Origin of the sequence: uncultured Algoriphagus sp. (genome assembly GCF_963974365.1) — a bacterium.
Lineage (GTDB): Bacteria > Bacteroidota > Bacteroidia > Cytophagales > Cyclobacteriaceae > Algoriphagus.
In genome coordinates, this window is record NZ_CAXBBX010000005.1 from 18,040 (window position 1) to 30,442 (window position 12,403).

The 12,403-nt window shown below is 38.9% G+C and carries 10 protein-coding genes; 7 read left to right on the forward strand and 3 right to left on the reverse strand.

Annotation, left to right across the window (positions count from 1 at the left end):
* Positions 1-12: 12 nt before the first annotated feature.
* Both lpxD and AACZ87_RS08015 read right to left on the reverse strand, forming a co-directional pair.
* Positions 13-1,035, reverse strand: a complete 1,023-nt coding sequence (lpxD, locus tag AACZ87_RS08010) for a UDP-3-O-(3-hydroxymyristoyl)glucosamine N-acyltransferase (RefSeq protein WP_339866256.1) — start codon at positions 1,033-1,035, stop codon at positions 13-15.
* Positions 1,036-1,052: 17 nt separating this feature from the next.
* Positions 1,053-2,285 carry an HD domain-containing protein gene (locus AACZ87_RS08015; protein WP_339866258.1) on the reverse strand — a complete coding sequence of 411 codons (1,233 nt, stop codon included), beginning with the start codon at positions 2,283-2,285 and terminating at the stop codon, positions 1,053-1,055.
* Positions 2,286-2,344: 59 nt separating this feature from the next.
* Between AACZ87_RS08015 and AACZ87_RS08020 the strand changes: the two genes are divergently transcribed.
* The 3 genes from AACZ87_RS08020 to AACZ87_RS08030 are packed head-to-tail and all read left to right on the forward strand — an operon-like array spanning position 2,345 to position 5,542.
* Positions 2,345-3,901 carry a PglZ domain-containing protein gene (locus AACZ87_RS08020; protein ID WP_339866260.1) on the forward strand — a complete coding sequence of 519 codons (1,557 nt, stop codon included), beginning with the start codon at positions 2,345-2,347 and terminating at the stop codon, positions 3,899-3,901.
* An 8-nt stretch (positions 3,902-3,909) separates the two neighbouring features.
* The gene (tsaE, locus tag AACZ87_RS08025; RefSeq protein WP_339866261.1) at positions 3,910-4,341 is read left to right on the forward strand and encodes a tRNA (adenosine(37)-N6)-threonylcarbamoyltransferase complex ATPase subunit type 1 TsaE; all 432 of its coding nucleotides are present in this window, start codon (positions 3,910-3,912) and stop codon (positions 4,339-4,341) included.
* Positions 4,331-5,542 carry an alanine dehydrogenase gene (locus AACZ87_RS08030; RefSeq protein ID WP_339866263.1) on the forward strand — a complete coding sequence of 404 codons (1,212 nt, stop codon included), beginning with the start codon at positions 4,331-4,333 and terminating at the stop codon, positions 5,540-5,542. The genes tsaE and AACZ87_RS08030 overlap by 11 nt, the downstream gene beginning before the upstream one ends.
* A 4-nt stretch (positions 5,543-5,546) precedes the next feature.
* Here AACZ87_RS08030 and AACZ87_RS08035 read toward each other — a convergent pair whose 3' ends face one another.
* Entirely contained in the window at positions 5,547-6,020 is a 474-nt protein-coding gene (locus AACZ87_RS08035) for a response regulator (RefSeq protein WP_339866265.1), read from the reverse strand.
* Positions 6,021-6,224: 204 nt separating this feature from the next.
* Here AACZ87_RS08035 and AACZ87_RS08040 point away from each other — a divergent pair, with 204 nt between their 5' ends.
* Genes AACZ87_RS08040 through AACZ87_RS08055 form a run of 4 tightly spaced genes read left to right on the forward strand, consistent with a single transcriptional unit; the run spans position 6,225 to position 12,355 of the window.
* Positions 6,225-8,492 (forward strand): Rv1355c family protein, encoded by a 2,268-nt coding sequence (locus AACZ87_RS08040; protein ID WP_339866267.1) that lies wholly within the window; start codon positions 6,225-6,227, stop codon positions 8,490-8,492.
* Positions 8,493-8,494: 2 nt separating this feature from the next.
* Positions 8,495-9,181 (forward strand): hypothetical protein, encoded by a 687-nt coding sequence (locus AACZ87_RS08045; protein WP_339866269.1) that lies wholly within the window; start codon positions 8,495-8,497, stop codon positions 9,179-9,181.
* The gene (locus AACZ87_RS08050; RefSeq protein WP_339866271.1) at positions 9,178-11,277 is read left to right on the forward strand and encodes a 7TM diverse intracellular signaling domain-containing protein; all 2,100 of its coding nucleotides are present in this window, start codon (positions 9,178-9,180) and stop codon (positions 11,275-11,277) included. The genes AACZ87_RS08045 and AACZ87_RS08050 overlap by 4 nt, the downstream gene beginning before the upstream one ends.
* Positions 11,270-12,355 carry a hybrid sensor histidine kinase/response regulator gene (locus tag AACZ87_RS08055; RefSeq protein WP_339866273.1) on the forward strand — a complete coding sequence of 362 codons (1,086 nt, stop codon included), beginning with the start codon at positions 11,270-11,272 and terminating at the stop codon, positions 12,353-12,355. The genes AACZ87_RS08050 and AACZ87_RS08055 overlap by 8 nt, the downstream gene beginning before the upstream one ends.
* The last annotated feature ends 48 nt before the right edge of the window (positions 12,356-12,403 follow it).

Sequence of the window (12,403 nt, forward strand, 5' to 3'; positions counted from 1 at the left end):
AAGGCTGCAAATTTACTGCTTTTTTTCTAGTTCTCTTAGGCGGTCTTCGATCCCTTCTAGGTTTTTGAAAATAGAATAGGACTTGAGGAAATTTTTCATGTCAATTCCTATGTATCCAAAATGGGTATCTCCAGCCTTTTTGATTGATTTAATAATCCCGGTTTTTGCACCAATTGTGGTATTGTCGGCGATTTTCAAATGGCCAATTATTCCTACCTGACCGGCGATAATACAGTTGTTGCCTATTTCAGTAGATCCTGAAATTCCCGTTTGGGAGGCGACAACTGTATTTTCACCAATGATCACATTGTGTGCGATTTGCACCAGGTTGTCTATTTTTGCTCCTTTTTTAATCAATGTGGAACCCATAGTGGCGCAATCTATCGTGCTATTAGCCCCAACACTTACATTGTCCTCCAAGATAACATTCCCTATTTGAGGAATCGCTCTATATGTTCCATCTTCTTGAGGAGCAAATCCAAATCCATCTGAACCGATTACAGCTCCTGGATGGATTTCGCAATTGTCGCCAATTATCGTGTCAGCACAGATTTTTGCCCCGGCATGAATTATCGAATTATTTCCTATCTGCACACGATCTCCGATGTGAACATGGCTATAGATTTTCACTGAATCTCCGATTTTGCAGCTTTTCCCAATATAAGAAAATGCTCCCCGATAGGCTTGCTCACCTATTTGAGAGCTAGCATCCATAAAAGAGGGCTCTTCCACACCCACAATGCTGTTTTTCATCATCATAGAATATGCCTCCAAGAGCATTGTAAAGCCGTTGTAAGCATCTTCCACTTTGATTAAATTGGTTTTCAGAGCTTTGGTTGGCACAAAACTTTTGGATACTATTACTGCAGTAGCCTCCGTTTCGTAGATGAATGGAGTGTATTTTTCATTAGCCAAAAAGCTAATTCCTCCCGGCTTACCTTCCTGGATTTTGTCCAGTCTGGAAACTTTTTGGTTTTCGTCGCCTTCTACTTTTCCCTGAAGGATCGCAGCAACTTGTCCGAGGGTGAATTCCATAAACAGTTAAAAAGAATTTAGTAAGTTAAATTTAGGCTTTTGGCCTTACATACATAATGTTTCTCCACGATTTTACTCATGACTTTTATATTCGGTAGGTCAGCCGCCTGAGCTACATCAATTACTTCGCCTTTTTTCGTCAAAATATTAATTCTGTCCTTGGCGAGGTACCCATAGTTACTTACTGCCCCGTGCGAAAAGAAATAATCCAGGTCTTGAGCAGGAATTCCCAATTTGGAAATCGTCTTTTCTTTCAGCAGAGCAATTTCTTCAGGCTTAAACGCTTCGTTTGTTAAACTGATTTTGAAAAGATTCCGAGTCAAAAACATCTGAGAAATATTTCTAAGGACGTAATCAGGATGGTTTTTCCAAAGCTTTACAGCTCCCCAAATATCCAAATCATCCATTTCGAGGAACAATCGCAAATAGTCTGGATTAGTTCGGAAGTCGGACAAAGATAAATTTTGGCTCAAAAGAAAGTCAAATTCCTCCGTGATAGTAAAGCTTGTGCCTGATTGGCGAAGAAACCGAGCCCGCTCGATCAGTTTGATGAGCATTTTTTCTGCACTGACAGTAGTTTTATGGAGGTAAACTTGCCAGTACATCAAACGACGAGCACTCAGAAAGTTTTCTATGGAATAGATTCCTTTTTCTTCGATGACCACTTGATCATTTTTCACATCCATCATTTTGATGATACGATCCGCACCTATTGTTCCTTCGGATACTCCTGTGAAAAAACAATCTCGCTGCAAGTAATCTAGCCGGTCAATATCCAACTGACTGGAAACCAGTTGATGAAAGAATTTTCGCTCGTATTGATTCTTAAATATTCTTAAAGAAAGGTCTAGTTTGCCACCAAACTCCTGATTGAGGAGTTCAATAGTTAAAAGGGATAGCTCCTCATGAGGAATGCCTCTGAGTAAGCTATATTCCAAGGCATGCGAAAAAGGTCCATGCCCTATGTCATGCAAAAGAATAGCGATTAAAGCAGCTTCATATTCCTGGTCTGTGATTTCAGTACCTTTTATTCGTAGATTGTCTAGCGTAATGCTCATCAAGTGCATTGCCCCAATCGCATGATGAAATCGGGTGTGGAGCGCACCGGGGTAGACAAAGTCGGTCAGACCCAGTTGTTTTATTCTCCGCAATCGTTGAAAGTATGGGTGATCGATAATCGTAAAAATCAACTCGCTTGGGATCGTGATAAATCCGTAAACCGGGTCGTTTAGTATCTTCTGGCTTTTCAAGGAGGCCTTTTTTGTTTGCCTCAAAAGTAATTATAATTTTAAAAGAAACGGAACCTGTAATGTCTCAAAAATTCAACATACTCTGGGCAGACGATGAAATCGACTTGCTCAAACCACATATTCTTTTTCTCGAACAAAAAGGATACGCTATTACCACGGTGAATTCCGGGGTAGATGCTATCGAAGAAGTAGAGCAAAAAAACTTTGATGTGATTTTTCTAGATGAAATGATGCCAGGAATGACTGGTCTGGAAACTTTGCAGCAAATCAAGCAAATGAAGCCTCAAGTTCCTGTGGTAATGATCACCAAAAGTGAGGAAGAACATATCATGGATGATGCGATCGGAGGGAAAATTGCTGATTACCTGATCAAACCGATTAACCCAAGCCAAATTTTGCTTTCGGTGAAGAAGTTACTGCAAAACAAACAGTTGATCGATGAGCGAACTACCCAAAGTTATCAGCAGGATTTTATGAATATCAGTATGGCATTTGGCGATGCTGAAGATCATCAGGATTGGGCAGATATCTACAGGAAACTGACGTATTGGGAGATGCAGATCGATGATACGGAAAACAAAAACATGCTTCCTGTCCTGGAATCGCAAAAAATAGAAGCGAACGCTAATTTCTGCAGATTCATTAAAGAAAACTACCTCGATTGGATGGAAGAGAAAAATCCAACCAAGCCGTTGCTTTCTTATCAGGTGATGAAGAAAAAAGTTTTTCCTCAGCTTCAAGAGAAAAAACCGCTTTTCTTTATCGTGATTGATAATTTCCGACTTGACCAGTGGGAAGATATAGAATCGATCATTGCACCTTATTTCAATATTAAAGACAAGGATACGTATTACAGTATTCTACCTACTACCACGGCTTTTGCGAGAAATGCACTCTTCAGCGGCATGATGCCTATGGATATGGCGAGGTTCTATCCGCAGTTTTGGGAAGATGAGGATTCTGATGAAGGAAAAAATAATTTCGAAGAAGAGTGGTTGAAAGTTAACCTTGAGAAAAACAGACTTAATATTAAGTCAAGTTATAATAAAATTATTCAGGCACACCAGGGAAAAGCAGTATTGGAACAGTTTCATACTTTTCTTCAAAATGATCTGAATGTCTTGGTTTACAATTTCGTGGATATGGTTTCCCATGCTAGGACGGACATGAAAATGATTCGGGAGTTAGCTCCTGACGAGTCAGCATATAGATCATTAACCACAAGTTGGTTTGAGCATTCTTCCTTATTTGAGCTTTTGAAAAAGATTCATGATGCAGGAGCGGAGGTGATCATCACAACAGATCATGGTACCAAAAGAGTGAATAAGCCTTACAGAATTATAGGTGATAAAAATGTGACTACAAACCTGAGGTATAAGCAAGGGAAAAACCTGAATTTTGAGCAGGGGAAAGTTTTTGAGATCAAAAGACCTGAAGACGCGAAATTGCCACGGCTGAATGTTTCTTCTACTTATGTATTTGCCGTTGAAGATTATTTCTTTGCATACCCGAATAATTACAATTATTATGTGAACTTCTACAAGGATACTTTCCAGCATGGAGGTGTATCTTTGGAGGAAATGATCATTCCGATCGTTCATTTGTCACCAAAATAATTGCGCATTTGACCCAGTTTACATACGAGCTAGATGAGATAGGAAAAGCAGCTTCAGCTGTTATTGAAGCCGCTTCTGATGAAAAAGTGTGGGTGTTTCAGGGTGATATGGGAGCGGGTAAAACCACGCTTATCAAAGCGCTGTCCAAATCCTATTCCATCCTAGATCAAGTCAGTAGTCCTACTTTTGGGATAGTAAACCACTATGAAAATCAAGCTGGTGAAATATTTTACCACTTTGATTTTTATAGAATGGATGATGCTACAGAAGCCTTGGATATCGGAATAGAAGAGTATTTTTATAGTGGAAATTATTGCTGGTTAGAATGGGCAGAGAAAGTTGCTGCATTTTTGCCAGAGAAATTTTTCCTCATTCGGATCATCAATGAATCCGACACAAAACGAACCCTGAACTTTCAACATATTCAAGATGCCAGCTGAAATCGATCAACTTACTGCAGTAGGGCTGATACCGAAGGAATCGCCTGCCAAGGTGAAAAAAAGAGACTACTCCTTGGTTATAGGTTTGCCAAGAGAAGTTTCTACACAGGAAAAGCGCGTAGTCATAACCCCAGAATCTGTAGGCTTACTTACTAATAATGGGATTAGCGTTGTAGTGGAGGCAGGCGCTGGCTTACAATCAAAGTTTTCCGACCAGGATTTTTCTGATGCCGGAGCGAAAGTTACCAGTTCAAAAAAAGAGGTTTTTGAATCGCAGGTGGTTTTAAAGATAGATCCACCAACAGAGGAGGAGTTGAGCTACATGACTACTGGTAGTTGCCTTATTTCTGCCCTTCAGCTGGAAAGACAAAGTCAGGAATTTATCCAGAAGCTGAACGAAAAGAAAATAACAGCAGTAGCATTCGAATACTTAGAAGATAAAGTAGGAGGAATGCCAGTAGTCCGTGCTATGTCGGAGATTGCCGGAAGTACGGTGATGCTAATAGCTGCAGAGTATCTTTCTAGCGAAAATAGCGGCAAAGGATTAATAATGGGGGGCGTTACTGGTGTGCCACCAACTCAAGTAGTGATCATCGGCGCAGGTACAGTGGCTGAATATGCAGCGAGAACGGCCTTGGGATTAGGAGCTAATATCAAAGTTTTCGACAACCATATCTATAAATTAAGAAGACTTAAGCAATTGCTCGGTCAGCAGATTTACACTTCGACCATCGATAATTTCAGCCTAAATCAAGCGCTTTCGGAGGCAGATGTGGTAATCGGTGCGTTACGTGCTGAAAAAGGGCGAAATAAAATCGTGGTTTCCGAAGAAATGGTTGCCAATATGATGCACGGAAGTATTATTATCGATGTAGCCATAGATCAAGGAGGCTGTATCGAAACGGGAAGAATGACGTCACATGACGAGCCTGTTTACGAGGTTCATGATATTATTCATTATTGTGTTCCGAATATTGCTTCTAGAGTCGCAAGAACTGCATCCTATTCTTTGAGTAATATCTTCACTCCACTTATACTTCAGATGGCTGATCTAGGTGGGGCTGAAGAAATGATTTTTAACTACAAATGGTTTTTGAGGGGAGTATACACCTATAGGGGAAGTCTGACAAATGCTTATTTGGGTAGGAAGTTTGGTATTAGCCACAAGGAATTGCAGTTATTACTAGCAGCTAGGTATTAAAATATCAGGAGAGAAGGTTTTGCCTTAGAATAAACTCCAGCTGATCATTTGACTTTATTAGCGCTTTGGTCAATTGCTCATTCTCCCTACGAAGTTGATAGATCTCAAATGCATTTTTTATCACTGTGCGAAGATAATCTTCTTCCCAAGGTTTGGTTAGATAGTGATAAACCTGTCCTTTGTTGATCGCGTCAATTACTGCTTGAATATCTGTGTATCCAGTAAGTAAAATTCTGATAGGGTCTGGAAAATCCGGAATAATAGATTCTAGGAATTCAACGCCAGTCTCCTCGGGCATTCGTTGGTCAGTGACTATGACGTCTATTTCTTCTTGTTTTAGGATCTCGCGACCCTCTTTAGCGGATATAGCGATGAAAATCTTATAATCTCTTCTGAAAGTTGCTTTGAATGCTTGAAGGTTGTTTTCTTCATCATCTACGTATAGAATTTTGATTTTTTCCTCGGATTTATTTTCCATTTTACAAAAGTCTAGAAAAAGGGGTGATTATGTAAGTTAAAAACATTTTTTTTTCTTAATAAAGCTGAAAATTATATTCTGAGTTGCCCGATAATGGAATAGTTATAGAAAACACTTACGGATTAGCAAATTATTTGTGAATTAAAACGTTCAATTCGCATTTAAAATTATCTTTAGCATTTAATTATCACCCCCACTAATAAAATGTTCGGTACAAGTGAATTTGACCTTGAAAATCAAATATTTCCAATTATCTATGATCTAAAAGTTCCAATACATGCAGCTAAAGTACAAGACCTCATTAATAGCGGAAATGTTCGTGTAGTTGACCATTTGGATACACAGGTGATTGATTTGATCAAGTCACAACATGCAGGAAAGCAACTTTCAGACCAAGAGATAACAAATCTTCTTTTGGATTTTTTTGAAGTTAATCCTAAGGATACCTATGGGAATTGGGTTTTTTACCCCTGGAGCAATGTTTTAGTTCATTTAATTCCGGAAGAGGAATTTATTGAAGTGAGAACTTCTAGGAATAATTATAAAATCACTAAAGAAGAACAGGAAGAGCTTAGGACCAAAAAAGTTGGTATAGTTGGACTTTCGGTAGGCCAGAGTGTCGCGTTGGCTATAGCGATGGAGAGAAGTTGTGGTGAGATAAGACTAGCTGATTTTGATACGCTCGAGCTTAGTAATCTAAATAGAATTAGGGCTGGTCTTCCAGATTTGGGACTTGAAAAAACGATCATTGCTGCAAGAGAAATAGCAGAATTAGATCCATACATTAAGTTGACGATTTATCGGAAAGGTGTAGATGAGAACAACATCGATGATTTTTTGACTAAAGAAGGGAAATTGGACTTGGTGATAGACGAATGTGATAGCTTGGATATCAAAATATTGATAAGAGAAAGAGCCAAAGGGTTTCAGATCCCAGTAATGATGGAAACGTCGGATCGAGGAATGCTGGATATCGAGCGATTTGATATTGAGCATGAAAGGCCAATATTTCACGGCTTTGTAGGTGATATAGATTACGCCTCTTTGCGAGATCTTACCAATAAGCAGAAAGTACCGATGGTGCTGAAAATAACCGGAGTAGATACGTTGTCTACACGTATGAAAATATCTCTTTTGGAGATTAACCAGTCTTTGACTTCCTGGCCGCAGCTTGCTTCTGCAGTATTTTTGGGAGGAGCTTCAGTAGGGCATGTCGCTCGTAAATTTCTTTTAGGCGAAGATGTGAAGTCTGGGCGATACTATGTAGATCTTGACGAAATTATTCCAACAAAACATGTAGATATACACCAAGAGCAGGATTTTACACATCCGAGTTATAATCTGTCTGACCTAAAAGTTCCGGAAAATATCCAAGCCTCATCTTACCTTTTGTTGAGAAATGAGCTAGAGAAGATAATTAATTCTGCTAATCTGGCGCCATCGGGAGGGAATAGCCAGCCTTGGATATGGGTTTTTGATAAAAAAGGTGTTTTACATCTTTTCGAAAATAAGAGTTTAAGTCATTCCCTGCTAGATTATAAAAGCACAGGATCACTATTGGCATTTGGTGCAGCGTTGGAAAATATTCGCTTGGTCAGCGCTGAGATGGGAATTGGGGTGGAAATCACCTATACCATCAACCAATTTGATGAAAATTATATTGCTCAGGTGCGCTTTATTTCCAAATCGGATGAAAAAAAATCTATTCCTTTCGCTGAGCTCGCCAAGGGAATTGCGCTCCGCTGTACAAATAGAAAGAATGGACCAAAGCAAGAATTATCAGAAGAGAAACTTAATGTCCTAAAAAGTATTGCTTTAGAAAGTGATGTTTTTGTGGAAGAACTCAAACAGCAAGAGGATTTAGTTAAATTAGCAAAAGTGGTCGGTGCAATGGACCGTTACAGATTACTTCATGAGCAAGGCTATACGGATTTCATGAATGAAATACGGTGGTCAAATGAAGAGGCGAAAGAGACAGGGGATGGAATAGATATCGCAACATTGGAGATGGATAAGTCTGCTAGAGCCGCTATGGGTTTGGTGAGAGATGCAGAAACAGTGAAATTCTTTAGGAAGTATGACCTAGGTCATGGCTTGTCTAATATTTCTGATGAAACAGTGCTTTCATCTTCTGCAGTTCTGATGCTGGAAACAGATAGCTATAATCCGGTTGCAATTTTGAATGCGGGTGTTGCACTCCAAAGAATCTGGTTAAGAGCGAATTTAGATGGGATAAGCGTCCAACCCATAGCAGCATCTTTATTTATTTTCCATAGGATAGGAAGAGAGAAAGCTACAGGTTTTACGGAAGATGAGACCGCAGCTATAATGGAATTGAAAAGTGATCTGAATACACTATTCAATAGGGATAAAAAGCGTGAGGAGATATTTATGATTAGGCTTAATATTGTAGATGAACCAAGTATGAGATCGTATAGACGTGATATTTGGGATAACCTTATAGTCTACTAATTATGTACAAACTAATTGCGTTTAAAGCTGTAGATTATCCGGATAGATGTAAAATGTTTATCGAAGGACACAGGCAGGTACTAGAAAGTATTGGCGTGAAGAAAGTCACCTCTGCAAATGACTCTTGGGCTCAAAACCCAGATGTAATTGTGGTGATTGTGGAGTCTAGCGAAGATGGGTTGATTTATGGTGGAGCTAGGATACATAAAGCGAATTCTGAATCTCCACTACCTATGGTAGAAGCGATTCAGGATTTAGATAGCTCTATCAAAGATGTAATTGAGCAAGATCTTGATTCGGGTACGGGTGAGGTATGCGGCTTATGGAATTCAAGAGTGATAACAGGTTTAGGGATTGGGGCTATCTTCATGGTCAAAGCATGTTTGGCACTAGCTCCTAAACTTGGGTTGACATCTCTATATGCTCTTTTTGCTCCTACCACAGTAAAACTTGGTTTAGAAATAGGCTATGAGGTATTAACCGAAGTAGGGAATAATGGCACCTTTTACTACCCTAAACTAGACCTTATCGCTACGGCTATGAAGCTTCATGATGTAATAGGTTTACCTCTAACTGCAGAAGAACATCGAGAACCAATTTTTCAAATCAGAAATAATAAGTCTCTTATAATAGAAGAGGTTTACAGGAAAAGACATGTTACACTTCAATATACTTCCTTTTTAGAATGAGTAAAATAATTTTTATAGTACTATTAGCTTTTACATTACTCTCCTGCACTAATCAAACTAGTGGTGACTTTCAATATATTGGCTACACGAGTTCTGTGGACGATGGAAATGAAATTAATCCAATTGCTGAAAGTCCGAAAATGGTTTTCGAGGAGGTTGAAAGGCCTAATTTATTGCTTGGCTATAGTGATTCGGTTTTTTGGATAAAATTGGTTTTACACCCTAAATTTTCTGAAGAGGAAAAACTTCAGATTTCTTTCAATAACCCCATGCTCAACGAAGTGGATGTGTATGACAATAGAGGGGCATTAATTTCGGAATTAGGAAGAGTTAATTATACCACCAATGATTTTAATTCGCTTTATAACAAGGTAACTATACCTGTAAATGCCAGTTTAACCTACTATGTTAGGGTGAAAAGTTTAGGGAATATCATAGTTCCTATAGAAATAGAAGATAGTGGAAACCCTGGTTTTAAATTGGATGAGAAAAATGTCTTATTCGGTATTTATTTTGGAATAGTCTTGGCCATGTTTTTTTACAATATGTTTTTATGGTCATCCACTCGGGATTATCTGTACGGGATTTACATATTATACATATTTCTTGAAGGAATTACGCAAGGGATTTTAGGGGGGTATGTTGATGCTTATTTTTGGCCCAACAGTGTGTTTATGAAAGAAAATTCCTTCTATCTAAGTACCGTGTTAGTGTCTAGTATTGGGATTTTTTACTCGCTAAAATTTCTGAATATTAAGAAGTTAAATAGAAAATTGCATAGTGTAGGACTAGGGATTCTATTTGTGTATTTTCTGATCTTTCTAACTTTCATTTTTGAAATGAGGATTGGTCAGTTGAATATCAAAATCATGCAAGCACTATTGGGCTTAGTTTCTTTTTATTTGCTTTCCATTTCGATTTATAGCCTCAAAAGAGGATACCGGCCAGCCAAATTCTTTTTGATTTCATGGTCATTGCTTATCATTAGTATGATAATTTTTCTCCTTACATATGAGGATATACTGCCGCATAATTTCTTTACCAACTATGTGTTTACAATAGGTTTTGCATTTGAGGCAATTCTGTTGTCATTCGCTTTGGCAGATAAGATCAATATTCTTAAAAAGGAAAAAGAAAAAGAACAGTCTGAGCGATTGAAGGCTTTGGCTGAAAACGAGCAGTTAATTCGAGAGCAGAATGTCATGCTTGAAGACAAGGTCAAGATCAGAACTGATGAGCTAGAGCAGGCATTAAGAAATTTGCAGAATACGCAAAGCCAGCTGGTGAATCAAGAAAAAATGGCCTCTCTCGGTCAACTTACTGCTGGTATTGCCCACGAGATCAATAATCCAATCAACTTCGTGAGTTCGAATATCATGCCGCTGAAGCGGGATATTAAGGACATTATGGAAGTGATTGAGTTTTATAGAGCTACTGGTGCCAAGGAATTTACCCCAGATACCCAGAAAGAAGCGAAGCAACTTGAACAAGACTTAGAACTCGATTATGTGTTGGAGGAAGTCAATCAATTGCTGAAAGGAATGGATGATGGTGCCAGGAGAACAGTGGAGATCGTGAAAGGTCTCCGACTCTTTTCACGTGTAGACGAGCAGGATATGAAGAAAGTAGATCTCCACGATGGGATCAACAGCACGATAATCCTTCTCAATAGTACGATGCCTACAAAAATTAGGATTGTCCGTGATTTCGGTGAATTGCCGTTGGTAGAATGTCTTGCCGGGAAAATCAACCAAGTGTTTATGAATATCATCAACAACGCAGTTCATGCATTGGCTGATCACATTGATACCATTGCTGACCCTATAATAGAGGTCCGGACGAGGTCGTTAGGAGAGTTTGTCTCCATAGAAATAATAGATAATGGCCCTGGAATGCCAGAACACGTAAAACAGCGAGTTTTTGAACCATTCTTTACGACAAAAGCTGTAGGGAAAGGGACCGGTTTGGGACTTTCAATTGTTTATTCTATTATTGAAAATCACAAAGGAACGCTGGAAGTAATTACGGAGGAGAGCCAGGGTACTACTTTTAAGATAACTCTTCCTATATATCAAAGCACGCAACGCCATGAATGATAAAATTCACGTCCTTTATATAGATGATGAAGACAATAACCTCAAGTCTTTCAGAGCTACATTACGAAAGGACTTTAAAATTTTTACAGCTATCGATGCTGAAGAAGGGTTGAAGATCGCTCGTGAAGAAGAAGTTCATGTGGTCATCGCGGATCAACGAATGCCAGGAATGACTGGTACAGAGTTTTTTGAGGAACTTGTGAAGTTCAAACCAGATCCGATCAGGATTTTGTTAACAGGCTATTCAGATATCGCATCAGTTATTGATGCGATAAACAAAGGCGAGGTGTATCGTTTTATAGATAAGCCCTGGAATATAGAGCAGATTAAAAACTCGATTAAAAATGCTGCTGATATATACTTCATGCGACGCGAGTTGAAAGAGAAAAACATAAAACTCCAAAAGCTTCATTCAGAGATGAATCAATTTGTGTACAGCTTATCGCATGAATTGAGAGGTCCTTTGATGAGTATTTCAGGTGTTTCTAAGCTGGCCAAAATGGAACTGAAAGATCCTGAAGCAGCGGAGTATTTTGATATGATAGATAGCGCCACTGGTAAGCTGGACGATTTTATTTACAAAATGCTTGATTTCTACAGATCAACCAAAATTGATAATAAAGTATCTGAAATCGATTTTAAGGAGATCGTCGATCAGCAATTAACAGCTTACCGTGCTAAATTTGATATAGCACACATTTTGGTTGATATTCAAATTACTCAAGAACATGTGTTTTTCTCAGACGACTCTAAAATACGTGTGATTCTGAACAACCTGTTCAGTAATTCGGTGCAGTTTCAGAAATCCGACCTCAGTGAAAAGAAAATCAACCTGAGTATTGAAGTAAACGAATCGGAAGCTATTATCACCTTGTCTGATAACGGAATAGGCATAGAAGAAAAGCATCATCCAGATGTGTTTAACCTCTTCACACGAGCAACTCAGAAGAACGTGGGAACAGGTCTAGGGCTTTATATGGTGAAGGAAGCGGTGGAGCAAATGGGAGGTAAAATCGATATGGAATCGATATTCGGCGAAAGAACTACCTTCAAAGTCACACTGCCAAGCATGAAATAACAAGTGGGTACTGGGCATTTTCGTCCTAAACAGTATCTTTGCATGGGC